The sequence below is a fragment of the Siminovitchia sp. FSL H7-0308 genome (assembly GCF_037980985.1).
Taxonomy (GTDB): Bacteria; Bacillota; Bacilli; order Bacillales; family Bacillaceae_C; genus Siminovitchia; species Siminovitchia thermophila.
On sequence record NZ_CP150282.1, the window covers coordinates 1738108 to 1763093 of the forward strand.

The following is a 24986-nucleotide window of genomic DNA, read 5'->3' on the forward strand; positions in this document are numbered from 1 at the left end:
AAAGAGTCCCCGCTTTCAATGTTTAAGAAGTCTGTTTTGATTAAAATGCATAAATCTCGCGTATAACTTTCAAATAATCGATTCTCGGCCTATAGCCTAGCTTAATTTTATGCCCGTGCGCTACAATCTCCTTTTTGGAGATTGACTTTCGGCCTCCGGATATCATGCGATCCCAATATGCAAATAAAAACTTGCTTTCAAGCAAAAATATTTCTTCGGTTGTCGTAAATCTAATGATGACGAAAGTTATTCCATTTTGCTTGACAACATGATGCATATGTTCGATTTGATGGGCGTGAAAATTTTTTAACGGAAATGATGTCTTGCTTTTTGTTTCTTTTGCCTCAAAATCTATATACTTGCCTTCACATACACCGTTGTAATCTGTCGTGGATGCTTGGCGAAAGTAAGCTTCCTTGATGACTGCCGTGCTTCTTTTGGCATAGTCCACATGAACAATTTGGACCGGAGTCGGTTTTTTATGAATGACAGCTATTCCACTGGCCAAATAATACCGATTTGTTTCATTAAGATCTTCCTCCAACGTCATGCCTCTGTTGCTGTAATTAGTGGCTGCAGTCGTGTCCGGGGTTTTTTGCTTTGCCGCGGACAGGTTTTCGTATTTACGGCCATTAGGATAATGAAATTCCATGTTTCATCCCCCTTTATGGACTAAATTATATCATAGCAGAAAAAAACGAATAAAAATAAGAAAATGAGAACATATGAAAATAAAAGGAACAAGAGCCGGTCTAAAGGGTATCTAAAAGAGCTTCCCTTATTCCAATGAACATTTTATAACAAATTTATCCTGTCAGGAAGTATTTAAAGGAAAAGTAAATGATTTATAATGATTTTCCAATATATCCATTTTTTTACTATATGGGAAAACCAGCGGAAACGATATGCTCTTGCATAATCCATCACACTTTTACATCATTAGCACGAGGTGAAATAAACAAGAACATTTGGCGATTTGCTTCTAGTTTTGTCACCAAGGCAGGAAGTTCTTTGAAAAGAAAGAATACATTACCCAACAGTTTCATGGGGGGATTCATAATGAATAAACAGGACTGTATCGACAAGCTGGAAGAAATCAAGGCACAATTAAATCGGTTGGAACAACAAATTGCCCGTCGTGTAAAAAAAGAGGAAACAAGGTTGGGAGCGGTCATAACGAAGGAAAATAATGAAATTGGAAAAAAGCTGGCTCAATTGGAGTTGGCGAAAGCAAGAGAGAAGATCAGGCGCTATCAAGTATCCTGAAACGACCATGACACTTGAATTGCATTCCGGCAGCTTGTAAAATGAAGCCAGCAGCTAAAAAGCTGCTCCTTTTTATTACGGGGGCTGATTGAAATGGATGAGGTACAATTAAAAAAATGGACGGAACAACTTCTTCATTATTGTCATGAAGCTTCGTCAAACTTTCACAACTCTCGGGAAACCGGAGTGGAGGGTGATTTTTTTGGAGAGGTAAAGCCGTTTGCCGACAAAGTAAAGCAGCTTTGTGAGCAATGGGAGCCTTTAGCGGTCCAATGGACGATTGCCTGCGCGCCCAAAAATTTATTTCCTCAACAAATCAAACATACGGCAGAAAACATCCAAATGGTATCTATCCGCTCCTTTTATCCTGATTCGAGTCTCAAAAGATTCAAGAGCCATATTCAATCTATTGAATATGTTTTACACCGCATTATGGAGGAAATCAACGAAAATAAATCCCGCTGACAGACGTCAGGGGATTTAATCTCTCTATTTGTAATCGTTTCCAAATAATTGTTTGGCCTCTGTCATTTGCTTGATTTTTCAGTTTGATAAACGGGTTCTGGATTTCTTGCACCGAGAGCTTCCAATTCACGAATTATGTTTCGAAATTCCTTAACAGTAATTTCATTGTTAATGTATGTTTGCTTCGCAAAGTCCAACAGTTGGCTGACATCCTCAATTGCATGTGACCTTTTCATCATAAACTTTTGCTTTAATTCGTGAATTGACATGTACATTCCTCCTAGGCTTTTTTTTTATAGTAACATAATTTTTCCGGTTTGCCTTTTTATAGAAAAGTGAGACTTCAGACAAAAGGTTCGACATTTCGACACCGCTTTCATATATGATTTATATTATTGCACAATAATCTGCGTATGGGCATAAAATAGATTGACTTAGCAGTAAAGGCAGGGGAGGATTATGCATTTTTTTCATGGTCATTATCCACATATGTTACGGTACACCCCTTCTCCATATTATTATGCAACACCGTACGGGCCGGGAGGATTTGAAGGACAGCCCATCGGGTTGCAAGGTTATGGAGGAATTCCCAATTTTACGCTTCAACAGCAAACTTTAAACGGGCAGTATATGGCCGGCGCGGGCCAGCCTCATCAATATGGTACGCCAAATACCCAATCACAATTGTTTCAAAACCCATTACAGCCGGAAGAAGACAAGGGGCTTTCCATGCCTGAGTATGGGATGGGCCCTCAACCATATCCCATTCCAAACCAGCAGCCGGGGATTTTTCCAAAGCCTCCTCCAAGCCAATTCGGAACGATTCTGAACTCATTTAAATCACAAAGCGGGAGTTTAGACATTAATAAAATGGTTGATACTGCCGGACAAATGATGAATGCGCTAACGCAGTTATCCAACATGGCAAAAGGAATAGGAGGCCTTTTTAAAGGTGGATGAATTGCGTGAGAAAATGAAAAAAGGAATCGGTGTTTCAAACCGGTTCCTTTTTAAGGTATTTCGATTCTTTTTCCTTTTATTTTTGGAATGTTGATTTTCAACAGCCCGTTTTCGAATGCAGCTTTTACACCTTTATTATCGATGGGCTTTGTTAAGGGAATCGTCCTTGTTGATTTTTTCATCGTTTCTTTCTGCTGGATGATTTCCTTGTGTTCATTTTCTGCTGTGAACGATTCATGGTGAAGCACCGAAATTGTAAGATGTTGGTTCCATACATCGATTGCAATTTGTTCTTTTCGAATTCCTGGAAGTTTTGCTTGGATGACATACTCCTTTTCTGTTTCTTTCAGTTCTGCCGGAAAGCTGCTTAATGGGGAGGATGCAAATAATTCGTCCATGCTCTCTAAAAATCCTTTAACAGGACGGTGTTCAAAAAAATCATTCATCGCTTTAAGAAAGTAATGAACAGCTTCAGATGGCTGCCCTGGCGAATTTTTATCTTGATTTTGATCCGTCATTTTACACGCTCCTCTGCTTTTTAATCAATGTATGAAGAATTCATAAAAAAAGTTCTTGGAGAAAAGGGAATAGCCGTCATTTCCCGGGCAAGCGCAGCTTTCGACTTTGCGGCGAAATGATTATCATGATTTGTTGAAATGGACAGAAATTAATCAAAAAATTTCAAGACCGACGCGGCTTGTTCGGGGGGCATTTTGTGTGGAAGCCTTGAAAATAGGTGTTTGTATTAGTACATGGTTTCTTTTTTCTCATAGGTTATAGTGTAAACAAATAATCAATACAGAAAGGGGATATATTATGTATATAAATTGTGGCACTAAAGTGTTGCCCGCAGTCGTGCACCCAACAAAATGTTGTGTAAAACATAAACAGTATAATTATGTCATCCCTGAAATCCATCCTTCACATACGACAACGGTCAATCATATTAATTACCAACACCAACACTCGTTTCCGCACACTGAGTCTTGCGTAAATGAAGTGACTAACACCCAATCTTTTGGTCCGGCCCCAGGCCCAGGAATGGTTCCGCCTACAGGCCCGGGAATGGTTCCACCCGCAGGTCCCGGATTCGGTCCTCCAATGCCGGGGTTCGGTCCCGGTGGTCCGATGATCCCTTATTAGGTCAGGCTGATACAAGGATGAATAAACGCCATATTCATCCTTGTAGGGATTTTTATGAAGAAACAGTTGTGTCAAATCAGATATTGTTTTACACTGGATAAACCAAATGGAAAATTGGAACTGTAAAATTGACAAATGGCCTATATTCTGAAAGAATAATAGTAATGTCGTTGGATTTGAGGTGGTCTCGAATGATGGCTGATAAATTAAAATTAACTGCCAAAGAAATATTAGAAAAAGAATTTAAAACCGGTATTCGTGGTTATAAACAAGAAGATGTTGACAAGTTTTTGGATCTGATTATCAAGGATTACGAAGCAATGCATACAATCATTGATGAAATGCAGCAAGAAAACGTAAGGTTAAGAAAGCAATTGGAGGAAAGCAGCCGAAGACAGCATGTACAGCCGCCGGCTGGCACAACGAATTTTGATATTTTAAAACGCCTGTCAAATTTAGAAAAACACGTATTTGGGAGCAAGCTTGATGATAATTATTAACAATTCCAGATAATGGAGCTTGCTTTTTTTTACCCTACATACTATAATAGTAATTCGACATCAATAACATTCGGGTAATCGCTGTCATTTTTTACGATGGCAGAGGAAAGTCCATGCTCGCACGGTGCTGAGATGCCCGTAGTGATCGCGCCTGGCGAAACGATAAGCCAGGGCAGCCGAAATTTCGGTTGACGGCAGGGAAAGCATCTAAGTCTATTGCAGATATGATGCGAATACCTTTAAAGTGCCACAGTGACGAAGCCTTGCCGGAAACGGCAAGGGTGGAACGAGGTAAACCCCGTGAGCGAGAAACTCAAATAATGGTAGAGGCACTCTTTCCGAGGAATTAAGGAACGAGGAAAGAGGCGGGTGGTTGTGCCCGCAGATAGATGATTACCGCCGGAGTACGAGATCAGCCTACGGTCGCTTGCAGTACAATGGCACAGAACATGGCTTACAGAATGTTATTGAAATAGGCGAGAAAGTTCAATGAACGACCTTCCGGAGCAGGAAGGTTTTTTTTATCTCGAATAAAAATAACATCTTTGGAATATACTTTTTTGTGTACACTTTGATAGAGAGGATGTGATTCTTGGCATGCCGCAACAAATCAATGAACTGCAAAAAATCTCGAAAGCGCTCACTTCATCTTATGAAATCCTGCAGAAGGAATGTGTGCAGGACTTGGCCACAAAGAGCCTTCAGGATGCCGAACAAAGCTTCACCAAAGCGCTGCATTATGTATTGTCCAACAATGGTTGCTTAAGGGCAAAATGAAACGCTATGGAATCATTCGCCGCGTTTCATTTTTTATTGCGATCTACTGGACGATAGGACTTATATTATACTAATATGATGAGGAAGGCTTGGTCCTTTTGCAAATATGGAGTGATTATTTTAGAGGGGGCTGTCATATGGGGAAACGCGCGCTTGAAAAAGAAGGAAAATTCTTAAATTATGTAAAAAAAATGGAGGCGTATGACGAGGCGTTGCAGCTTATTTACTGGGATATGCGGACAGGGGCGCCGAAAAAAGGGTTGCAGCAACGGTCGCAAGTGATCGGTGTTCTTGCTTCTGAATACTTTCACATGTCTACGTCTGAAGAAATGGCCGCATTTATTGCAAGCCTTTCAGGAAAAAAAGAGACACTGTCAAGCCTTGGACAAAAAACACTGGAAGAGTGCAAAAAAACATATAATCAAAATATAAAAATACCTCCAGCAGAGTATAAAGAATATGTCATTTTACAAGCAGAAGCCGAATCGGTTTGGGAAGAAGCACGGGCCAAATCCGACTTTGAAATGTTCCGGCCTTATTTGGAGAAGCTGGTCGAGTTTAACAAAAAATTTATTAACTATTGGGGATACAGCGAAAATAAATATGATGCACTGTTGGATCTTTATGAGCCGGGAGTAACGGTAAAAACGATTGACAAGGAATTTTCCGCGTTGAAGAAAACAATCGTTCCATTGGTCAGGAAAATTGCCGACTCGGGAAAAAAGCCGTCCAAAGATATTTTCTGGGGTTCCATCCCCATCAAAAACCAAAAAGAATTCAGCCTGAAAATATTGGAACAAATGGGCTACGATTTCCAAGCCGGCCGGCTTGATGAAACGGTGCACCCATTTGCCATAGGACTAAATCCGGGGGATGTGCGTATCACAACGAGATATAATCAAAACGATTGGAGGACTGCCGTATTCGGAACAATCCATGAAGGCGGGCATGCAATCTATGAGCAAAATATCTCACAAACACTAATTGGAACCCCGCTTTGCACCGGAACGTCAATGGGTATCCATGAATCCCAGTCGCTTTTTTATGAAAATATCGTTGCGCGGGACCGATCATTTTGGGTTCACAATTATCATTTGCTGAAATCTTATGCCAATGGCCAACTTGATCATGTTCCTCTCGATGATTTTTATTTCGCCATAAACGAGGCAAAGCCTTCTTTCATCCGAATTGAAGCGGACAATTTGACGTATTCTTTACATATCATTATCAGGTATGAAATTGAAAAAGCGTTGTTTAACGATGAAGTCAGCGTAAAAGATTTGCCGGAGATGTGGAACGCCAAGTATGAGGAGTATTTGGGAATCTGTCCTAATAACGATGCCGAAGGCATTTTACAGGATGTGCATTGGTCGTCAGGGAGCTTTGGCTATTTTCCGTCCTATGCACTTGGTTACATGTATGCTGCCCAAATGAAACATGCGATGTTGCAAGACCTGCCTTCATACGACGAGCTGTTGGAAAATGGCGAACTATTACCGATAAAAAAATGGCTTAATGAAAAGATTCATCAGTTCGGAAAAACAAAAAAACCTTTGGAAATTATTCAAGATGTAACCGGCGAACGCTTAACTGCTGATTATTTGAATCGCTACCTCGTTGATAAATATTCGGCTCTGTATGCTTTGTAAGCATTTTCTTTATAAAGACGATGTCCAATATTTTTGTTGAAATACGCACCTCGCTGTTTTGGTCGTTCTGATTCAAGGATATGACAAGCAAATAGACATATTCCTCGCCGCGGTAATGTACCGAATGGCGAGGTTTTTTTGATAAGCAGGGATTGTGAGAAACTTTTTCATCGGTAAGAACAGTAGGTGGAGGGGAGGGAACAGCCGTCATGTTCGGTTTCGGATTCCCAAGACATAAAAAAACGATTCACTTCACGCAATGCGAAGCGAATCATTTTAAATGATTATATGTCGGCTGTTTCTTTTTGGATTTTTTTGGCAAATGTCTTGACATCATCCATGTATTCGTTAAATTGGGCGATGTCCATTTGTTGTGCTGAATCAGAAAGAGCCACAGCAGGATCTGGATGAACTTCAGCCATGACCGCATCCGCTCCGATCGCAATGGCTGCTCTTGTAGCAGGAAGCAGGAGATCTTTACGGCCGGTGGAATGTGTAACGTCCACAACGACAGGCAAGTGGGTCTCTTTTTTCAAGATCGGCACAGCGGAAATATCGAGCGTATTCCTTGTTGCTTTTTCATATGTGCGAATGCCTCTTTCACAGAGGATGATCTCGCTATTTCCTTGGGCGTGAATATATTCTGCCGCATACATAAACTCTTCAATAGTGGCAGCCAATCCCCGTTTTAACAATACAGGCTTTTTGACAGCTCCGGCCACTTTCAATAACTCAAAGTTTTGCATGTTGCGGGCGCCGATTTGAATGATATCAACATAGTCGAGTGCCGCTTCCATGTCGTATGGGTTCAAAATTTCACTGACAACCGCAAGTCCTTCTTCATCAGCCACTTGTCTTAAAATTTTTAGTCCTTCCAGACCAAGGCCTTGGAAATCGTATGGTGAAGTTCTCGGTTTGAAAGCGCCCCCGCGTAACAGCTTGAGCCCATTATTTTTCAAGGCTTTCCCGACAGCTTTTACTTGATCATAGCTTTCAACGGCACACGGTCCCATAATAAAGTAGGTCTGCCCGTCCCCGATTTTTTCCCCGTTTACTTCAACAATCGTATCGTCAGCTTTTTTCTTTCTTGATACAAGCAGGGCCTGACGGTGATCATCTTCCTGTAGTTCAAGACTCGCTTTGAAGATTTGTTTGAAAATATGCTGAACAGTGGCGGTTGAGAATGGGCCTTTATTATGGTCGGCCAATAAGTTCAGCAATTTACGCTCCTGAACAGGGTCAAAGCGCTTAACGCCCTGCATTTCTTTTAATTTCCCAATTTCTTGGGCAATACTGCCGCGTTCATTCAATAGTTCCAACATTTGTAATGTTGTTTTTTCAATTCGAGAACGCAATGTTTCGAGATCAGACAACGATAAGCCCTCCTTAAATATTTTCACTGAATTTCCCCGTTGAAGTGAATCTTACTTTAGGACTTCAACGCTGTAAAGCAGATGTGTTATAATTTTTGTTGATAGCTCAACACATTATACCGTTATTCAAGTTTTGTCAATAGACTTTTTTTAATTGTTTGCACAATATGTATTGTAACAGCTATAAAATAAAAGGGGAGAAAGATTATGTAAAGTTTTTATCAATTTTTAGGATGATTCAAATGCCCTCTTTACAAACAAGGTTTTATGTGGTAAAAATTAATGATAAATAACTTTGATAATTGGCAATGACAAGGTGAGAGTAGTGTTCATTTCACTATTGCAGAGAGCTGGTGGATGGTGGGAACCAGTATATAAATGAACATGAATTACGGCCTCGAGCTTCTTTTCTGAACGATTGGCGTCTTGTAACAAGTAAGAAAAGACGGGACATCCGTTATCTGTATAAAGAGGTGGAGTTTTTTTCCACAATGAGGGTGGTACCGCGATGATCAATCGTCCCTGCTGACAGCAGGGGCGATTTTTTCATTTTATTTACTTTTTATTGGAGGTAATTGGGAATGAGGTATTTAACGGCAGGGGAATCACATGGCCCGCAACTAACGACCATTTTGGAGGGAGTTCCAGCGGGGCTGACTTTAACGGCTGACATGATCAATGAGCAGTTGGCCCGCAGACAAAAAGGGTATGGCCGTGGAAGAAGAATGCAAATTGAAAAGGATGAAGTGCAGATATTAAGCGGGGTTCGCCATGGTAAAACGATCGGTGCTCCCATAACACTTGTTGTCACAAATCGCGACTTTAAACATTGGAGAAAAATTATGGGGGCCGAACCCCTTTCAAAAGAGGAACAAGACGAGGTAAAAAGACAAATTACAAGACCGCGCCCAGGTCATGCCGATTTAAACGGCGCTATCAAATATGGCCATAGAGACATGCGGAACGTTCTGGAACGCTCTTCTGCGCGAGAAACGACGGTAAGAGTGGCGGCAGGGGCGGTTGCCAGAATCATACTCGCTGAACTGGGAATCAACATCGGCGGGCATGTTCTGGAAATTGGCGGCGTCAGAGCCGAAAATGTCCATTACGACCATATCGAGGATCTCCAGAAAAGGACAGAAGCTTCTCCAGTGCGCTGTCTTGATGAAGCGGCTGCGGAAAAAATGATGAAAGCCATAGATGATGCGAAAGCGCAAGGTGATTCAATTGGCGGCATCGTTGAAGTAATAGCAGAGGGCATGCCGATTGGGGTGGGCAGCTATGTCCATTACGACAGGAAGCTTGATTCCAAACTTGCCGGTGCCATTTTGAGCATAAATGCTTTTAAAGGTGTTGAAATTGGTGTCGGATTTGAAGCGGCTCATAAACCGGGAAGCCTTGTACATGATGAAATTATGTGGGATGAAGAAAACGGCTATACGAGAAAAACGAATAATGCCGGAGGTCTTGAAGGCGGTATGTCGACCGGGATGCCAATCGTCATCAGGGGCGTGATGAAGCCGATTCCGACCTTGTACAAACCGTTAAATAGCGTAGATATTGATACGAAGGAGCCTTTCCAGGCAAGTATTGAACGCTCTGATAGCTGCGCTGTTCCGGCAGCAAGCGTTGTTGCTGAAGCGGTGGTCGCTTGGGAATTGGCGGTTGCGCTCTTAGAAAAGTTTGGCCATGATCAGATCGGACAAATTCAAGAAAATATCAATCAGTATAGGACATATACAAAAAATTTCTAGGCGAAAAAATAGAAAGGTGGGATCAACATGGAAGTAGTAAAGGTAAACCCTGAGTTGTTGACATTAAAAGCCTATTCACCTGGAAAATCAAGCGAAGAGGTGAAACGGGAATACGGATTAACAAAGATTGCCAAATTGGCATCGAACGAAAATCCCTACGGTTCTTCACCACTCGTACGCAAAGCCATTTCTTCCTTGGAGAGCTTTGCTGTATACCCTGACGGAGCAGCTATTACGCTAAGGGAAGAAGTAGCCAAGTTCTTAAAAGTGGATGAAAATCAGCTTATTTTTTCAAGTGGCTTGGATGAATTAATCCAAATGATCAGCAGGGCAATGCTTTCAGAAGGTGCAAATACTGTCATGGCTGATGCGACATTTCCCCAATATCGCCACCATGCTGTTATCCAGAAAGCGGAAGTTCGGGAAGTGCCGCTAAAAGACGGCTGCCATGATGTAAACGCCATGGCGGCAAAAATTGATGATCGTACACAAGTTGTATGGATTTGCAATCCGAATAATCCGACAGGAACATATGTAAACAGTGAGGAACTCCATGAATTTTTACAAAATGTTCCGCCCCATGTGCTGGTCGTGTTGGATGAGGCTTATTATGAGTATGCGGTTGCCGAGGATTTTCCTGATACGATTCCTTTGCTGGACCGCTATAAAAATTTGCTTATTTTACGCACATTCTCAAAAGCATACGGGTTAGCGGCTTTCCGCATTGGCTACGGCATCGCGGACGCACAGCTTGTTAAACAATTGGATGTGGCGCGGCTTCCGTTTAATACTTCGGTCCTTGCGCAAACAGCCGCCATTGCGGCGCTGCAAGATCAAGCTTTTGTGGAAAAGTGTGTCAATGAAAACAAAGATGAATTACAAAAATTTTATGATGTATGTAAACGGAACGGGTTTGAATATTACCTTTCGCAAGGAAATTTCATATTCATTCGGATTCCTGGAAAAGAAAGTGCGGACGTTTTTCAATATTTGCTTGAAAGAGGTTTTATCGTCAGGCCATTTCCAAACGGCATCCGAATCACAATCGGAACAAAGGAACAAAACGAGGAACTTTTTCAACTCTTGGAAAAGATGATGCTTGTAACACAATAGACAGATAGAGAGGGACATCTTTTGGATAGACGCGTATTAATTGCGGGTGTAGGGCTTATTGGCGGTTCGATAGCTCTTGCCATCAAAAAAGAACATCAAGCCCATATTGTGGGGTTTGATTTGAACGAAGAAAATTGCAAACTGGCCGCAAAAATGCACATCATTGATGAAATTGCGTCATCGCTTGAGAAAGAAGCCGTTTTAAGTGATTTAATCATATTGGCTTGCCCGGTTGAGGAAGTGGGTCATATGATCGGGCGGCTTTCGGAGTTGCCTTTAAAGCAAGGCGCGATTGTGACAGATGTTGGCAGCACGAAGGAAAAAATTATGGAAAAGGCTGAAATTCTTAGCGAAAAAGGGGTCGCTTTTATCGGCGGCCATCCGATGGCCGGATCCCATAAGACAGGGGCAGGAAGCGCAAGGGGTCACTTGTTTGAAAATGCTTTTTATGTGTTAACACCATCTTCCCAAACTGAAGAAAACAAAATTGCTGAGTTAAAATGTTGGTTGAAAGGAACGAAAGCTCACTTTGTGGTGATGGAACCAAAAGAGCATGATCAGGTAACTGGAGTCGTCAGCCATTTGCCCCATTTGATTGCTTCAAGCCTTGTCCGGCAAGTGGAAAGCCATGCCCAAACCAATGACCGTGTCCGCTGGCTGGCGGCAGGCGGTTTCCGAGATATTACCAGAATCGCCTCTAGCAGTCCGGAAATGTGGCGGGACATCATTATACAAAATAAGTCAAGTTTAATTGCTTTGTTGGATGAATGGATCGATGAAATGGACTTTGTTAAATCACTCGTTAAAAAAGGGGATAGAGAACAGATTTATCATTATTTTTCCGGAGCGAAGAAATTTCGCGATTCGCTCCCTGTTCGTGCAAAAGGAGCCATTGATGCATTTTACGATTTATTTGTGGATGTGCTGGATAAGCCGGGTGTCATCTCCCATGTAACGACTATTTTGGCGAAAGAGCAGATCAGCTTGACAAACATCCGTATTATTGAAGCTAGGGAAGACGTGTTCGGTGTTCTTCGTTTAAGCTTTCAAACGGATGAAGACAGGCATCGGGCCAAAGCGTGCTTAGAAAGAGATGGTTTTGAGACATATTTGAACATGTAAAAGGGGGATGCATGATGAGTATGCGGTTGAAGACAGAAGAAGGGATACGGTTAAAGGGCATTTTCAGCGTTCCGGGAGACAAATCCATTTCCCATCGTGCGGTCATGTTTGGTTCGATTGCGGAGGGAACGACTAAAATACATGGACTTTTAACCGGAGATGATTGTCTCCGGACAATTGATTGCTTTCAAAAAATGGGCGTTCAAATCGAAAGAGATGGAGATTATGTTGAAATTAGAGGGAACGGAATTGACGGCTTACAGGAACCGAAAGAGATATTGGACGTACGAAACTCCGGGACAACGATCCGTTTGCTCTTGGGGATTTTGGCGAATGCCCCTTTTCATGCATGCGTCATCGGGGATGGTTCCATTGCCAAAAGGCCGATGGATAGGGTAGTGCAGCCACTCTTGCTAATGGGAGCGAAAATAGACGGCAGGGAAAATGGGCGCTTTACACCGCTCAGCATTCGCGGCGGCACATTAACCGGGATTGATTATGTTTCACCTGTAGCAAGCGCACAAGTAAAATCGGCGGTATTGTTGGCAGGGCTGCGTGCTGATGGAGTGACATCCGTTACTGAACCGCAAATGTCAAGAGACCACACGGAGAGAATGCTGCGTCTATTCGGCTGTAATGTGGAAGAAGATGGTTTAAAAAAATCCATAAAGGGAAACCAATCATTAAGAGGAACGACCCTCCATGTGCCGGGAGATATTTCTTCCGCGGCATTTTTCCTCGTTGCGGGGCTTATTGTTCCAAACAGTGAATTGACGATTCGAAATGTGGGAATAAACCCAACGAGAACCGGCATAATAGAAGTATTGAAAGAAATGGGCGCAGATATATTAGTGGAAGGAAAAGACGACCGTTCAATTGAACCTGTAGCTGATATTACCGTGAAAACTTCTTCCTTAAAAGGAATTGAAATCGGCGGAGACGTCATTCCTAGATTAATTGATGAAATCCCCATTATCGCCTTGGCGGCAACCCAAGCGGATGGTGTCACGATCATTAAAGATGCGGCTGAGCTGAAAGTGAAAGAAACGAACCGGATCGATACGGTTGTAAAAGAACTGTCCAAAATGGGCGCGCGGATTGAGGCGACAGATGATGGAATGAACATTTACGGCCCATCCAAACTTCGGCCGGCAACCGTTAACAGCCACGGGGATCATCGAATTGGCATGATGCTCGCCATTGCCTCTTGTCTCGCCAAAGGTGAAACAGTCATAGAAAATAACGAGGCGATCGGCATTTCTTTTCCTCGATTTTTTGAACAGTTGAAGCAATTAAAACACGCAAACACATAAAGTGAAACTTCATTCAGTAGGGCTCCTACTGAATGTTAGTTGAACCAATCGGGCATTTAGGTGCCGTTTTCTCCCACTTAGACCTTTTGTAACAACTCAGGTCTTGAAGTAGGAGTATTACGGCACCTTACATGCGGGATAAAGAAAAGCGGGAAAGGGGATAGGAAGTTGCCGCAGATCCTATCAGTTGGAACAGGAGTTCCTGAACATATTGTTTCACAAGATCAAGCTGTAGAGTTTGCCAGGCAATTATTTTCCCATTCTTTTAAAGATGTGGAACGTTTACTTTCTGTTTTTCATAACGGCCACATTAAAAAGAGACATATCGCAAAAAATCTGGAATGGTACGATGAGGACCATTCCTTTTCTGAAAAAAATGATGCTTTTTTGGAGTGCGCCCTTCCCTTGTGCAAGCAGGCTGTCAACGACTGCCTGGATGACGTACATATAAGTCACGAGGAAATCAGCGCTATGTTTATGGTGTGCACCTCGGGGCTGGCGACCCCAAGCCTGGATGCCAGGTTGATGAATGAATTGCCATTTTCCCGGAATATGAAAAGAATTCCGATTTGGGGCCTTGGATGCGCGGGAGGTGCCGCAGGTCTTTCTAGGGCTTTTGAGTATTGCCGGGCATTCCCCAATGAAAAAGTCCTCGTCATTGCAGTAGAATTATGCAGCTTAACTTTTCAAAAAGATGACGTTTCCAAGAGCAATTTGATCGGCACTTCTCTGTTTTCAGACGGAGCTGCAGCTGTTCTCGTTGCCGGTGACCATGTATCATTGGAAAGTGTCAAACAACACGTCCCGCACATTGTGGGGACGCAGTCCACATTGCTGGAAAACTCATTGGATGTAATGGGATGGAATATCAAAGATAATGGATTGTATGTCGTTTTTTCAAGAAGCATTCCCTCCCTGATTGAAAAATGGCTAAAGCCAAACGCAACAGGGTTCTTGGAACATCATGGGCTTCATATCGAAGATATCGACCACTTTATTGCCCACCCCGGAGGAAAAAAAGTGATTTCCGCCTATGAAAAATCGCTTGGCCTCCCTCCGGATAAAACAGCTGATTCCCTTGAAATATTGATGAATTATGGAAACATGTCCTCTGTAACCGTTTTATTTGTCCTTAAACGGTTTTTAGAAAAACAAATCGGTGATGGCGACTATGGACTGATTACGGCGCTTGGCCCCGGCTTTAGTTCGGAAATGCTTTTGGTCAGGTGGCAATGATGGTGTTTATCATATTTTTGGCTTTTTTGATTTTTCAACGGGTAGTGGAATTGTTCATTGCCAACAGCAATGAGCGCTGGATGAAAGAACAGGGTGCCAAGGAGTATGGCCATAATCATTACAGATTTATGGTTTTGATCCATGTGGGATTTTTCATCTCTTTAATAGTAGAAACTTTTCTCATGAACCGATCTTTGCATCCTTATTGGCCTCTCTTGCTGTTCCTTTTTATCATTGTTCAAATGGGACGAGTTTGGGTCATTTCCAGCCTGGGCAAATATTGGAATACCAAAATTATCGTCCTCCCAGGCGCGGAAGTGGTGAAAAAGGGTCCGTTTAAATATATGAAGCATCCAAATTATTTCATTGTAACAATTGAATTATTGGTGATTCCTTTATTATTTCAAGCTTACGTAACGGCTTGTGTCTTTTTTATTTTAAACCAGGTCATTCTAATGGTAAGAATTCCATTGGAAGAAAGAGCCCTCAAAGAAAATACAGATTACGACATTCATTTCTGACGATTACTATGGGAAAAAAGCGAAAAATTAGGTAAAATGGAGTAGAAAAAAGAAAAGTAACATTAAGGGGTTAATCAAAAGGATGCTAAAAGTACTGGAAAAAGACGCAAGAGTTTCCCTGCTTGAAAAATCATTAACTTTCATTGAAAGGTTTGAGCAAAATGGTGACGGGGAACGTGTCGACAAAGCCAAAAAATTACTAAAAAAAATCTATTCCAATGATTTTATCGCAGCTTTCAGCGGCCATTTCTCTGCCGGCAAATCAACGATGGTGAATGCCTTGATTGGGGAGGAGATTCTTCCTTCAAGCCCCATTCCCACGAGTGCAAACCTCGTAAAAGTTTTTGCGTCCGAGCATGAATTTGCCAAAGTGTATTATCAAAATAAGAAGCCGCTCGTATTTCATGCGCCATACAGCTTTGAAACAGTAAAGCAATTTTGCAAAAATGGTGATGCGCTTGAAATTGAGATTGGCAAAACCACGAGTAAAATTCCGGAGGGAATCACGATAATGGACACGCCGGGGGTGGACTCCACAGACGACGCTCATCGGCTGTCAACCGAATCGGCACTTCATTTGGCCGATCTTGTTTTTTATGTGATGGACTACAATCATGTGCAGTCGGAATTAAACTTTATTTATACAAAAAATTTGTTAAAGCATGGGGTAAGGCTTTATTTAATCATTAACCAAATTGATAAACATAATGACAGCGAGCTGTCTTTCGACGATTATAAGCAGTCGGTGCAACATGCATTTGCATCCTGGGATGTCCATCCGGAAAAAATGTTTTTTACTACTTTGAAAGATCCTCATCATGAACACAATGAATTTCTTGAAGTAAAAACGATTATTCAACATGCGATGCTCGACCATAAACAATGGATGGAAGAAACCATTCAAACAGCCCACAGTCAATTGATGGAAGAACACAAAATCTGGCTACAGGAACAAAAGTCCTTGGCAATTGAACCATATGACAATGTGCTTTCCCAATATTCGCAGGAACGTATCGCTGAGGCTTTTCAAAAAGAGGAACACCTTGAAAGCCAATTGGAGGAATTGTCCGAAAGAGGAAGCCGCTGGGCTAGTGAATTGGATCAGGAACGGGAGCGTTTATTGAAAAACGCCTATTTAATGCCATACGAAACGAGGGAAGCGGCGGAAAAGTTTTTGGAGGCATACCAGCCCGAATTTAAAGTCGGTTTCTTTCGAAGCAAAGCAAAAACAGAAACCGAAAGAGAACAGCGGTTGCGCACTTTTTCCGAGCAGGTAAAAAAGCAGGTTGAAACAGAATTGGAGTGGCATATGCGCGAGCTGTTCGCCAAAAAGCTGTCTGAGGCGCAAGTATTCAACTCCGAACTTGAATCTGCGGCCCAAAGTTTAAAAATGGACATAGATGACCGGCTGTTCATTGAAACGATCAAAAAAGGAGCCCGTGTAACGGGAGAATATGTACTGAATTATTGTGAAGAGATTGCAACTCGGATCAAAAGAATAGCAGTCAGCCAATCCGAGGAGTTGAAACAACTCATCACAAAAGAAATGGAGAAGAGGGCTGAAAAAGAAATGAGCTCGCTTCGCCAAGAGCTGAAGCAAGTAAAAGAAATGACGGACGCCCTGGGCAAAGCGGCAGAAATAGAAAAGGAGTTTGATGAAAAAGCGGACATCATCACCGAACCTACCGGAACCGAGGAAGAACGGTTAACAGAAATGATTTCGGAATGGAAGTCATTGGAGCAACAGGTGGAAGTATTTGATGAAAGCCGACATATGCTAGAGAATGAACAAGAACATAAAGAAGAGATTGTGGGCGGGCATGAAACAACAGCCACTCTAACAGTCCCTGTCGATGAAACGTTGGCCAAAATGGAACAAGCCGCCTTGCTTTTAGCTAAAGAAAAGCAATTTCACCGTATCACAGAGCAGTTGCGGCAAAAAGTGAACAGATTAAAAAACAGCCGGTTTACAATTGCTTTATTTGGCGCTTTTAGTGCCGGAAAATCATCTTTTGCCAACGCCTTGCTTGGAGAAACTGTCCTTCCGGTATCACCGAACCCGACAACGGCGGCCATCAACAGAATTTGTCCGCCCGATAACAAGCATGAGCACGGCACAGCCGTTGTCCGGTTCAAAACGGCGGAAAACATGCTTGCCGACGTAAGCCAGTCATTGCAACTGTTTGGCCATACAGCCCATACATTGGATGAAGCCCATTCACTTATCCCCACAGTGTTGGCCAAACAAGCCGACCGGAATGATGGAAATGAAAAAGTGCATTTATCTTTCCTTTCCGCTTTTATGACCGGGTATGAGGTATTTAAGGGCGAATTGGGACATGATATTCAAACTGATTTAAAAGACTTCCAACAGTTTGTGGCAGTGGAATCAAAATCATGCTTCGTCGAATCAATCGATTTATACTATGACTGTCCGTTTACACGCAAGGGAGTGACACTTGTAGACACTCCTGGAGCCGATTCAATCAATGCAAGGCATACGGGAGTTGCTTTCGAATATATTAAAAACTCGGACGCGATTTTATTCGTCACGTATTACAATCATGCATTTTCAAAGGCCGACAGGGAGTTTCTGATCCAATTGGGAAGAGTGAAGGACGCTTTTGAACTGGATAAGATGTTTTTTATCGTAAATGCTATTGATCTGGCATCTTCCAAGGGTGAGGTGGATGATGTATTACGGTACGTCAAAAGCCAGCTTACCGAATACGGCATCCGTTTCCCGAGAATTTTTGGCTTGTCAAGCAAGCAGGCCCTGCAGCAAGAAACGAGAGAACAGTCTGGTATTGGTGAGTTCCAGGATGTGTTTCGGCAATTTCTTGATTCCGACTTGACGCAAATGGCGGTGCAATCAGTCGAAGCGGAATTTGAACGGGCAAGAACGCTGCTCGACCAAATTATTGCGGCTGCTAGCGAGGATGAACATATAAAAGGGGAAAGAAAACGAGCACTGCTAGAAGCGAGAGATCAATTAAATCAATGGCTCAGCTCTGCTCAACCGGGCTCCATGCCTGACAGGCTGCATCAGGAAGCGCAGGAATTAGTCCACTATGTGAAACAGAGGGTATTTTTCAGGCTGCCGGATTTCTTTAAGGAAGCTTTTAACCCCGCAAGCTTGCAACAGCGCGATTCACTCCATAAAGCGTTGGATGAATATTTACAAGCAGCCGGATTTGACTTTGCCCAGGAATTGAGGGCTACTTCATTACGTCTCGAACAGTTTGCGAAAAAGTTGTTGAAAGAACGCTTTGAGCAAATGTTGACAGAAGCAAAAGACATTCAGCAGGACTTGGCCTTTTCTCCAATCGAGTTTGAAAAAGCGGAATCCATTGATTTTGAGCCTGCTTTTCAAACGATTGAAAAGCGCCAACTTGAAGGGGCCTTTAAATATTTCAAGAACACAAAATCCTTTTTCGAACAAAACGGTAAGAAACGAATGGAAGAATATTTGGAATCCATCCTTTCGCCACTTGCAGACGACTATTTGCAGGAAGGTTTGGCACAGTTGAGCCGGCATTATCAGCAATTGCTCGAGCAAGAATACAGCCTTCTCATCAAACATATACAAAGGGATGCCGAGGCACAATTTGAGGCTTGGCTCGTCGCCTTTGAAGACGCGGGGAAATTGTCCGAATGGATTCGCCTGCGCGATGCTCTCGCCAGTTTGTCATAAAGAGGAGGAAAGACATGAAACATATAAAAACGGTCAAATGGCTCAAAGATAGGCTTGGAGATAAAAATGTCAGAATCGTAGATTGCACCTATCAGTTGGGAGATCCATCCAAAGGGCGAAAAATATATGAGATGAAGCATATCCCCGGCGCCATCCACTTTGGTTTGGGATCCGATTTATCAGGAGAGGTAAAAGCCCATGGCGGGCGCCACCCCTTGCCCGATATGGAAACTTTCAAAAGAAAATTGGAAGCAGCCGGCATTGGCAATCATACGCATGTCATTGCTTATGATGGGGGAGAAGGCTGTTTTGCTTCTCGTTTTTGGTGGCTCATGACATATGCGGGCCATGAACAAGTTTTCGTTCTTGACGGGGGCATGAAATCCTGGGAGGCGGCGGGGTTGCCTGTAACAGACGACATCCCTGAATTTGAACGCGCCCAGTTTGAGATACGATTGGACCATTCCATGTTAGCTTCTTATGAAGAGGTTAAAAAGCAGACGATTTCCCGTTCGGCTGTTTTGATAGATTCACGGGCCAAAGAACGCTATTTGGGAATAAAAGAGCCGCTAGACCGCATCCCGGGCCATATCCCGGGTGCCATTAACTGCGTTTGGACCGAGAGCTTTGAAGGAGGCCGCTGGAAAAGTCCCGAGGAACAGAAAAAGCGGTTTTCGCACTTGAAAAAAGAAGATGACATCATTGTGTATTGCGGCTCCGGTGTTTCTGCCACGCCAAATATAATCGCCTTATTAGAGGCCGGGTTTGAAAAGGTCAAGCTGTACGCGGGAAGTTATTCCGACTGGGTTTCCTATCCGGAAAATGAGGTTGAAAAGGGAAACGGGCAGTAGGGGATTGAGTTCGGAATGATCGGAATCATGCACCAATGTGGGGAGGCGTTTGGTTTAAGGGAAGCTTGGCCAGTGTCTCGGCAGTTGCGTTTTTACTTCGGGCATTAACATTTTCATATTACTCCCACTTTACTACTTTCTAATGTACTACGATTATCAATAAACAAATGATTTAAATGACTAAATCGAACGAAGGAACACCGCGATGAAAGAATGATTTACTTGTACTAAATGATACAGAAGCAATCATGTTCTGCGGTGTTTATAAAAAAAGCAATTGGAAATGACCGGAACGTACATGCTTTTCAAGACAAGCCCCTCCATTGTAAAGCGCAGTAGTAAACCAAAAACAGATTGCCAAGTCAAATTTTCAATATGGCCATAAACAGTCCCGAAGAATGTTTAACCTCTACTAAAAATAGTAGCACAAGCCTTGGTCTGTGCTACTATGTGTTTGACATGAACTTTATCCCATTGTTGAAGACTGCTAATCGTGTTTCTGGTTTACCCGATAAACCTAATCCTGACAGTATCTTCAGGATTTATCAAGAGTAAAAGTCGCGATTCACGAAATAGCTTTTTCATTTCCGGATCAAGGGGGCTATAAATCCGCAATTTTGTAAATGGTTAATCGAGCTGCCGGCCCATCTGGCTGGTTACCGATTGCGCCACCAATCGAGGTAGGTGCTCCAATATTAAAAAGTGCAACGGTATCTCCAACATTTAACGAAGCTAAACCAAAGGCGACAACTTCTTGACCGGCGGGAGTTCCATAATTTGCAGCACTAAATCCAAATTGTGGTGTTGTGCCATTAATACCTATCTGCACCCCAAATGAACCGCCTACTCCTACGCTTGGCATGAGTGCTCCAATCATATAATAGATCCCTGGCTGTTGAATAATTAAAGAATCGCTTCCGTTAAAGCCTATATTTGAAATGAAAGTTCTTGATGGTGCAACAGTCCAGATCACTGTACTTTGATTATTAATCGCACGAACTCCATAAACTGAAAGATCAGCAAATGTGTTAAATGCTGGTCCCGTTACGCCCGTCGGTCCCGTCGGCCCTGTGGGTCCCGTGAGTCCGATAGGTCCTGTTGGCCCCGTCGGTCCCGTTGCTCCAGTAAGTCCGATAGGTCCTGTTGGCCCCGTCGGTCCCGTTGCTCCAGTAAGTCCGATAGGTCCTGTTGGCCCCGTCGGTCCCGTTGCTCCAGTAAGTCCCGTAGGTCCTGTCGGCCCCGTCGGTCCGTCTGGCCAAGGTGGTACAGGTGGACATTTTATGACGTTTATAACTTTGCAGTTTTTGTGATGATGACAGTTACAGTCATCTTTTCTCGGAGAATGACAATACCTTTTACTATGCTGATATTCTTCCGTTTTGTAGCTTTTGTGATGACTCCAACAATAATCGCAGGTACAGTCAACTCTATAATTTCTCGGAGAATGACAATATCTTTTACATTTATTGCAACACTCTCCTGTTTTGCAACTTTTACGAAAATGACAGCAATAAACACAGTTACAGTCATTTCTATAATCTCTCGAAGATCGACAATATCTTTTACGCATATTGCTATTTCCTCCCTTCTTAATGTATTGAAAAAATCAATTTCCGTATAATGGTCTTACCCAAATAAAAAAAATGTGCTAAACACTAATTTATTAGTAGACTATTACAATGGATGTAAATGAACCTTCTAAACTCTTGGCTATTTTGGGATTTGAAAATAGATGAATAGAGATTAAATAGCGGATAAAAGACTTCATTCTCTTTTTATGTCATAATTAAAGTAAGCTTGGCTGGCGCAGAGCCTCTGGCAAGACGATTTGCCTAATGTCACTCAAATTTGAACATGAGCTTCAATGCTTTATATCACTTCCGAGCCAGATACGTTCCCGGGCGTGTAAAGCCAAATCCACAGAGAATGGGGTAAGATATAAAATGAGAAAAAATCACTTATTAGTGATTGATGGGATGGCGCTTCTTTTTAGGGCCTTTTACGCCACTTCCATCAGAAAGCATTTTATGTTTAATAGCAAAGGCGTTCCAACTAATGCAGTTCAGGGATATTTGAGACATATCCTGTCGGCTGTGGAAGCGGCCTCTCCTTCCCATATTACCGTCTGTTGGGATATGGGAAGCAAAACGTATCGAAATGACATTTTTCCAGATTATAAGTCAAACAGGGAAGCGCCTCCTCTTGAATTAATTCCGCAATTTGATTTTGCAAAGGAAGCGACTCATGCGTTTGCCATTCCGAATATTGGTGTGAGCGGCTATGAGGCGGATGATTGTATCGGGACGATTTGCTCCAAAAACCGGCACAATGCCAAAATGACGGTATTAACGGGAGATCGCGACCTATTACAAGTAATTGATGAAAGTGTAGACGTGTGGCTTTTGCAAAAGGGGATCGGCAACTATGCCAAATACACAAAAGAAACATTCCAAGAGATGTATCAGCTTGATCCCCATCAGCTCATAGATGTAAAAGCTTTGATGGGTGATGCAAGCGACGGATATCCGGGGGTAAAAGGGATCGGTGAAAAAACAGCACTAACGTTAATCCGGCGTTTCGGCAGTATAGAAACACTTCTTGAAAACCTCGCCGATGTAACACCTTCACAGCGTGCCAAGATCGAAACTCATTTGGAATTGCTGCATATATCCCGGGAGCTTGCTGCCATTAACTGCAGCACCCCTTTCCAATTTGACTTCGAGAAAACTTATTGGAATGACATCCCGCGATCTGCCTTCGACTATGTGGATGAGCACGAATTAAATGTGGTTCAAAGGCAGCTGCAAATTTTGAAAAAAGACTTCGATCATCCATTTACAGACCGGGAATTGACAAAGTCAAATTAGTTTAAGCGGATCGCTTTTTTAGCAAGTTCGTCCGCTTTTTTATTTTCTTTTGAAGGTACCCATTTAATGAAGAAAAGGTTGAATTGCTCTGTCAACCTTAGTGCTTGATCAAGCAGATGAGTGTATTTTTTATTTTTGACAAATTGTTTTTCAATGGCGTCAACAACGAGAGTGGAATCAGACCGGACCGAAATGATGGCATCTTCTTCTCCCGAACATAATTCCAACGCTTTTATGAGAGCGAGGAATTCAGCTTCATGATTGCTGGCAATCCCAAGTGGGAGGGCATATTGTTTCACTTTCCCATCATTGTTGATAAAAATGCCTGCTCCGCTTGGGCCAGGATCTCCGGCACTGGCCCCATCTATGTAAATTTCAATCATTTGTCCATCTCCTGATCCGTTATTTTTTCTTCTACTGAAAATAACATATAATACAAATGATTATATCTAAATAAGCGCATGGAGCCAACAAGCAGATGTCCCGCTTTAACTGGCAGTAAGCCCTTCGTTTCAAGTGTTTAAAGGAAAAAACTGGAATGGAAAATAAAGGGATATCAAACTGCCAGTAAAAGCCCGATTGGTTGGGGGCGATAGGACAAGGAAAGCTTTGACAGCACTGTCAGCGCATGAGGAAAAAGCGTAATTTTTTTCGAGGATGGATGAGTGCGAGGGAGCGACAAGAGGGTCATTACCTGGGTTTTGCCAATAGGATGCTTTCTATCTTAGCCTTTGTTCCGCTTCTATCAGCGGAGTAAAAGGATTTCACTGTATAGGTGGTGGGTCAAATGAATATTAAGTTGACTTTTGAATACGAAACTCCCAATAAAGATAAAGTGCAATTCGAAACAAATTGGCTTGATGATCAAATCTTGGAATATATCTTGAACGATTTTTCCAAAATAAATCGCATAAAAGCAATAACGATATTAGATGATATGGGAATGGAATGGAGCCTGAAGGAATTCAGGAAATTAAAGCAAAAAGTGGAGGCTGAAGCAAGAAACCCCACTATTTATTTCGATGGAGGTTATCATAAAGAGAGCGGCGAAACAGGCATTGGTATTGTCATCTATTACGAAATCGGCGCTGATCAATTTCACATGCGTTATAATGATAAAATAGATGGTATTGCTTCAAGTAACGAAGCGGAATACGTGGCGCTGTTCAACGCCGTCAACATGTTGGAACAATTGGACATTCGCCATACCCCTTGCACAATCAAGGGGGACGGACAAGGGGTTTTAAAGCAGCTCGCCGGTGAATGGCCCTGTTATGAACAGGAATTATGCCGCTGGCTGGATAAAATCGAAATGACATTAAATAAACTTCATATCAAACCCACAATAGAAGTAATCTCAAGGGCTCAAAACAAGGAAGCGGATAAGTTGGCGCGCCAAGCACTTGAAAATAAATTTATCCATAGTCATACTAAGTTAGAGTAAGCTTTGGATGCTGGGAGATGTTTTCCATGAATCGTACGCATGTGATAAAAGAAATCGATGAAATCCTACAGCAATATTGCAATGATTGCTTTTTAAAAAAGCATTTCAGAAAAGCATACAGTAAGACATATGCCCATCAATTTTGCATCAACCAATGTACAGTTGGAAGCAGCTTGCGGGAAAAGGGCAAGGAATTGGTAAACACGGAGGAGGCTGGGCTGGATCCATGATCGTGGGGCGGCCTATCATCTTTTATCAAAAAACTCCGCTTAACACTTCCGTATTTAAATCTTGTAAAAAACTCCTCTTCTTGTTTTTAAAAAATCATATAAAGTTCGTTATGGCGGCTTCATTTTTTTCGGTTTGCAAGACTAATGCCATTGATCAATACAATAGAAAAAGGAAAAAGCTATTTGCTGCTATCGCAAGAATGCCTGCACTAGGATTAGGGGCGTCCCCATATATACAAAAAGAATGGAATCCAAAGGGGTACTTGTCCAAAAGTTAGCCTTTTATCTTTCAACCATTTTTAGAAAAACGTGCAAAATGATGTAAAATCAAACTCGGCAACAATCACTATATAATATTGACAGCATGAATACCCCACTCTGGTATCCTTGCACACCATCAGAACAAAAATTTTTTATAAAATAAACCATTTTAAACATTCCCCAAAGCCTCTAATGAAGCCACACTCGACTTCAAATCAGCTTCCAAGCTCTCTGGCGTTTTTCCGCTGATCAGCAATCACTACTAAGTCTTCCTAAAAGCTTCCATTGACTTTCTATCACGTTCTAAAACCCCTAACATCAATGTTTTTTAAGTAAGAAAAGCTCCGTGGCCAATTCCAAGAAGGCAAATGGTATAGTCGTCATCAAGCCAGCAGTTACCCTTTTAAACGCTTATTACACATTGAGTTATTTTCCATTTTATTAAGT

Annotated in this window: 26 protein-coding genes, 1 other RNA gene and 1 other annotated feature; of the genes, 20 read left to right on the plus strand and 7 right to left on the minus strand. The window is 42.3% G+C overall.

The window, feature by feature from the left end; genetic code table 11:
* Positions 1-40: 40 nt before the first annotated feature.
* Positions 41-652: a Holliday junction resolvase RecU gene (recU, locus tag MHB50_RS08255; RefSeq protein ID WP_339163101.1), complete on the minus strand. Its 612-nt coding sequence runs from the start codon at positions 650-652 to the stop codon at positions 41-43.
* Between the two features lie 407 nt (positions 653-1059).
* Here recU and MHB50_RS08260 point away from each other — a divergent pair, with 407 nt between their 5' ends.
* Positions 1060-1266, plus strand: a complete 207-nt coding sequence (locus MHB50_RS08260) for a hypothetical protein (RefSeq protein WP_339163104.1) — start codon at positions 1060-1062, stop codon at positions 1264-1266.
* A gap of 93 nt (positions 1267-1359) precedes the next feature.
* Positions 1360-1731 carry a YppE family protein gene (locus MHB50_RS08265; protein WP_340085130.1) on the plus strand — a complete coding sequence of 124 codons (372 nt, stop codon included), beginning with the start codon at positions 1360-1362 and terminating at the stop codon, positions 1729-1731.
* 62 nt (positions 1732-1793) lie between these two features.
* Here the strand turns inward: MHB50_RS08265 and yppF are convergent, their stop codons facing one another.
* Complete coding sequence (gene yppF, locus MHB50_RS08270; protein ID WP_339163106.1) at positions 1794-2000, minus strand: YppF family protein; 207 nt, start codon at positions 1998-2000, stop codon at positions 1794-1796.
* 190 nt (positions 2001-2190) lie between these two features.
* Here yppF and MHB50_RS08275 point away from each other — a divergent pair, with 190 nt between their 5' ends.
* Entirely contained in the window at positions 2191-2691 is a 501-nt protein-coding gene (locus MHB50_RS08275; protein WP_339163108.1) for a YppG family protein, read from the plus strand.
* Between the two features lie 50 nt (positions 2692-2741).
* Here MHB50_RS08275 and MHB50_RS08280 read toward each other — a convergent pair whose 3' ends face one another.
* Positions 2742-3209 (minus strand): Hsp20/alpha crystallin family protein, encoded by a 468-nt coding sequence (locus tag MHB50_RS08280; protein WP_340085131.1) that lies wholly within the window; start codon positions 3207-3209, stop codon positions 2742-2744.
* A gap of 298 nt (positions 3210-3507) precedes the next feature.
* On the opposite strand from MHB50_RS08280, the gene MHB50_RS08285 reads away from it, so the two are divergent.
* The 5 genes from MHB50_RS08285 to MHB50_RS08305 all read left to right on the plus strand — a co-directional run bounded on the left by MHB50_RS08285 (position 3508) and on the right by MHB50_RS08305 (position 6760).
* On the plus strand, positions 3508-3834 hold the full coding sequence (locus MHB50_RS08285; RefSeq protein ID WP_339163112.1) for a CotD family spore coat protein: 327 nt from the start codon (positions 3508-3510) through the stop codon (positions 3832-3834).
* A 191-nt stretch (positions 3835-4025) separates the two neighbouring features.
* The gene (gene gpsB / locus MHB50_RS08290) at positions 4026-4334 is read left to right on the plus strand and encodes a cell division regulator GpsB (protein WP_339163114.1); all 309 of its coding nucleotides are present in this window, start codon (positions 4026-4028) and stop codon (positions 4332-4334) included.
* Positions 4335-4400: 66 nt separating this feature from the next.
* Positions 4401-4796: RNase P RNA component class B (rnpB, locus tag MHB50_RS08295), an RNA gene on the plus strand.
* Positions 4797-4931: 135 nt separating this feature from the next.
* Positions 4932-5111 carry a hypothetical protein gene (locus tag MHB50_RS08300; RefSeq protein WP_339163116.1) on the plus strand — a complete coding sequence of 60 codons (180 nt, stop codon included), beginning with the start codon at positions 4932-4934 and terminating at the stop codon, positions 5109-5111.
* Between the two features lie 137 nt (positions 5112-5248).
* A complete protein-coding gene (locus MHB50_RS08305; protein WP_339163118.1) occupies positions 5249-6760 on the plus strand; it encodes a carboxypeptidase M32 in 1512 nt (503 codons plus the stop codon).
* 284 nt (positions 6761-7044) lie between these two features.
* On the opposite strand, the gene MHB50_RS08310 is transcribed toward MHB50_RS08305, so the two are convergent.
* A complete protein-coding gene (locus tag MHB50_RS08310) occupies positions 7045-8082 on the minus strand; it encodes a bifunctional 3-deoxy-7-phosphoheptulonate synthase/chorismate mutase (protein ID WP_340085313.1) in 1038 nt (345 codons plus the stop codon).
* 350 nt (positions 8083-8432) lie between these two features.
* Positions 8433-8660: a binding site (T-box leader), on the plus strand.
* 54 nt (positions 8661-8714) lie between these two features.
* Here MHB50_RS08310 and aroC point away from each other — a divergent pair.
* From aroC to MHB50_RS08350, 8 genes are all read left to right on the plus strand, one after another.
* Positions 8715-9887 (plus strand): chorismate synthase, encoded by a 1173-nt coding sequence (aroC, locus tag MHB50_RS08315; RefSeq protein WP_340085132.1) that lies wholly within the window; start codon positions 8715-8717, stop codon positions 9885-9887.
* Positions 9888-9914: 27 nt separating this feature from the next.
* Entirely contained in the window at positions 9915-11000 is a 1086-nt protein-coding gene (gene hisC / locus MHB50_RS08320; protein WP_340085133.1) for a histidinol-phosphate transaminase, read from the plus strand.
* 21 nt (positions 11001-11021) lie between these two features.
* Positions 11022-12122, plus strand: coding sequence for a prephenate dehydrogenase (locus MHB50_RS08325; RefSeq protein ID WP_339163126.1), 1101 nt, complete (start codon positions 11022-11024; stop codon positions 12120-12122).
* Between the two features lie 20 nt (positions 12123-12142).
* On the plus strand, positions 12143-13435 hold the full coding sequence (gene aroA / locus MHB50_RS08330) for a 3-phosphoshikimate 1-carboxyvinyltransferase (protein WP_339165646.1): 1293 nt from the start codon (positions 12143-12145) through the stop codon (positions 13433-13435).
* Between the two features lie 168 nt (positions 13436-13603).
* Entirely contained in the window at positions 13604-14671 is a 1068-nt protein-coding gene (locus MHB50_RS08335; protein WP_339163127.1) for a 3-oxoacyl-[acyl-carrier-protein] synthase III C-terminal domain-containing protein, read from the plus strand.
* The gene (locus tag MHB50_RS08340) at positions 14668-15192 is read left to right on the plus strand and encodes an isoprenylcysteine carboxylmethyltransferase family protein (RefSeq protein ID WP_339163128.1); all 525 of its coding nucleotides are present in this window, start codon (positions 14668-14670) and stop codon (positions 15190-15192) included. The genes MHB50_RS08335 and MHB50_RS08340 overlap by 4 nt, the downstream gene beginning before the upstream one ends.
* A gap of 82 nt (positions 15193-15274) precedes the next feature.
* Positions 15275-18886 (plus strand): dynamin family protein, encoded by a 3612-nt coding sequence (locus MHB50_RS08345; RefSeq protein ID WP_339163130.1) that lies wholly within the window; start codon positions 15275-15277, stop codon positions 18884-18886.
* Positions 18887-18900: 14 nt separating this feature from the next.
* Positions 18901-19737 carry a sulfurtransferase gene (locus MHB50_RS08350; protein ID WP_340085134.1) on the plus strand — a complete coding sequence of 279 codons (837 nt, stop codon included), beginning with the start codon at positions 18901-18903 and terminating at the stop codon, positions 19735-19737.
* Between the two features lie 601 nt (positions 19738-20338).
* Here the strand turns inward: MHB50_RS08350 and MHB50_RS08355 are convergent.
* A complete protein-coding gene (locus MHB50_RS08355) occupies positions 20339-20614 on the minus strand; it encodes a hypothetical protein (protein ID WP_340085135.1) in 276 nt (91 codons plus the stop codon).
* A gap of 148 nt (positions 20615-20762) precedes the next feature.
* On the opposite strand from MHB50_RS08355, the gene MHB50_RS08360 reads away from it, so the two are divergent.
* Complete coding sequence (locus tag MHB50_RS08360; RefSeq protein ID WP_340085136.1) at positions 20763-21047, plus strand: hypothetical protein; 285 nt, start codon at positions 20763-20765, stop codon at positions 21045-21047.
* Here MHB50_RS08360 and MHB50_RS08365 read toward each other — a convergent pair.
* Complete coding sequence (locus MHB50_RS08365) at positions 21025-21267, minus strand: hypothetical protein (protein ID WP_205179879.1); 243 nt, start codon at positions 21265-21267, stop codon at positions 21025-21027. The two genes, MHB50_RS08360 and MHB50_RS08365, sit on opposite strands and share 23 nt — an antisense overlap.
* Positions 21268-21680: 413 nt before the next feature.
* Here MHB50_RS08365 and MHB50_RS08370 point away from each other — a divergent pair, with 413 nt between their 5' ends.
* Positions 21681-22604, plus strand: a complete 924-nt coding sequence (locus MHB50_RS08370; RefSeq protein WP_205179878.1) for a 5'-3' exonuclease — start codon at positions 21681-21683, stop codon at positions 22602-22604.
* Here the strand turns inward: MHB50_RS08370 and MHB50_RS08375 are convergent.
* Positions 22601-22987: an RNase H family protein gene (locus MHB50_RS08375; protein ID WP_205179877.1), complete on the minus strand. Its 387-nt coding sequence runs from the start codon at positions 22985-22987 to the stop codon at positions 22601-22603. The two genes, MHB50_RS08370 and MHB50_RS08375, sit on opposite strands and share 4 nt — an antisense overlap.
* A gap of 404 nt (positions 22988-23391) precedes the next feature.
* Here MHB50_RS08375 and MHB50_RS08380 point away from each other — a divergent pair, with 404 nt between their 5' ends.
* Together MHB50_RS08380 and MHB50_RS08385 are read left to right on the plus strand one after the other, a co-directional pair.
* On the plus strand, positions 23392-24048 hold the full coding sequence (locus MHB50_RS08380; RefSeq protein WP_205179875.1) for a reverse transcriptase-like protein: 657 nt from the start codon (positions 23392-23394) through the stop codon (positions 24046-24048).
* Between the two features lie 26 nt (positions 24049-24074).
* Positions 24075-24278, plus strand: coding sequence for a zinc-finger domain-containing protein (locus tag MHB50_RS08385; RefSeq protein ID WP_077113362.1), 204 nt, complete (start codon positions 24075-24077; stop codon positions 24276-24278).
* Positions 24279-24986 lie beyond the last annotated feature (708 nt).

What these genes read in the sequence shown, in the direction of transcription:
- MHB50_RS08385 (WP_077113362.1), top strand. Translation starts at nt 24,075, where the DNA reads ATGAATCGTACGCATGTGATAAAAGAAATCGATGAAATCCTACAGCAA.
- MHB50_RS08380 (WP_205179875.1), top strand. Translation starts at nt 23,392, where the DNA reads ATGAATATTAAGTTGACTTTTGAATACGAAACTCCCAATAAAGATAAA.
- MHB50_RS08285 (WP_339163112.1), top strand. Translation starts at nt 3,508, where the DNA reads ATGTATATAAATTGTGGCACTAAAGTGTTGCCCGCAGTCGTGCACCCA.
- MHB50_RS08260 (WP_339163104.1), top strand. Translation starts at nt 1,060, where the DNA reads ATGAATAAACAGGACTGTATCGACAAGCTGGAAGAAATCAAGGCACAA.
- MHB50_RS08340 (WP_339163128.1), top strand. Translation starts at nt 14,668, where the DNA reads ATGATGGTGTTTATCATATTTTTGGCTTTTTTGATTTTTCAACGGGTA.
- MHB50_RS08370 (WP_205179878.1), top strand. Translation starts at nt 21,681, where the DNA reads ATGAGAAAAAATCACTTATTAGTGATTGATGGGATGGCGCTTCTTTTT.
- MHB50_RS08280 (WP_340085131.1), bottom strand. Translation starts at nt 3,209, where the DNA reads ATGACGGATCAAAATCAAGATAAAAATTCGCCAGGGCAGCCATCTGAA.
- gpsB (WP_339163114.1), top strand. Translation starts at nt 4,026, where the DNA reads ATGATGGCTGATAAATTAAAATTAACTGCCAAAGAAATATTAGAAAAA.
- yppF (WP_339163106.1), bottom strand. Translation starts at nt 2,000, where the DNA reads ATGTCAATTCACGAATTAAAGCAAAAGTTTATGATGAAAAGGTCACAT.
- MHB50_RS08265 (WP_340085130.1), top strand. Translation starts at nt 1,360, where the DNA reads ATGGATGAGGTACAATTAAAAAAATGGACGGAACAACTTCTTCATTAT.
- MHB50_RS08375 (WP_205179877.1), bottom strand. Translation starts at nt 22,987, where the DNA reads ATGATTGAAATTTACATAGATGGGGCCAGTGCCGGAGATCCTGGCCCA.
- MHB50_RS08275 (WP_339163108.1), top strand. Translation starts at nt 2,191, where the DNA reads ATGCATTTTTTTCATGGTCATTATCCACATATGTTACGGTACACCCCT.
- MHB50_RS08365 (WP_205179879.1), bottom strand. Translation starts at nt 21,267, where the DNA reads ATGACTGTAACTGTGTTTATTGCTGTCATTTTCGTAAAAGTTGCAAAA.
- aroC (WP_340085132.1), top strand. Translation starts at nt 8,715, where the DNA reads ATGAGGTATTTAACGGCAGGGGAATCACATGGCCCGCAACTAACGACC.
- MHB50_RS08345 (WP_339163130.1), top strand. Translation starts at nt 15,275, where the DNA reads ATGCTAAAAGTACTGGAAAAAGACGCAAGAGTTTCCCTGCTTGAAAAA.
- MHB50_RS08300 (WP_339163116.1), top strand. Translation starts at nt 4,932, where the DNA reads ATGCCGCAACAAATCAATGAACTGCAAAAAATCTCGAAAGCGCTCACT.
- MHB50_RS08350 (WP_340085134.1), top strand. Translation starts at nt 18,901, where the DNA reads ATGAAACATATAAAAACGGTCAAATGGCTCAAAGATAGGCTTGGAGAT.
- MHB50_RS08310 (WP_340085313.1), bottom strand. Translation starts at nt 8,082, where the DNA reads ATGTTGGAACTATTGAATGAACGCGGCAGTATTGCCCAAGAAATTGGG.
- recU (WP_339163101.1), bottom strand. Translation starts at nt 652, where the DNA reads ATGGAATTTCATTATCCTAATGGCCGTAAATACGAAAACCTGTCCGCG.
- aroA (WP_339165646.1), top strand. Translation starts at nt 12,143, where the DNA reads ATGCGGTTGAAGACAGAAGAAGGGATACGGTTAAAGGGCATTTTCAGC.
- MHB50_RS08355 (WP_340085135.1), bottom strand. Translation starts at nt 20,614, where the DNA reads ATGATTGGAGCACTCATGCCAAGCGTAGGAGTAGGCGGTTCATTTGGG.
- MHB50_RS08305 (WP_339163118.1), top strand. Translation starts at nt 5,249, where the DNA reads ATGGGGAAACGCGCGCTTGAAAAAGAAGGAAAATTCTTAAATTATGTA.
- hisC (WP_340085133.1), top strand. Translation starts at nt 9,915, where the DNA reads ATGGAAGTAGTAAAGGTAAACCCTGAGTTGTTGACATTAAAAGCCTAT.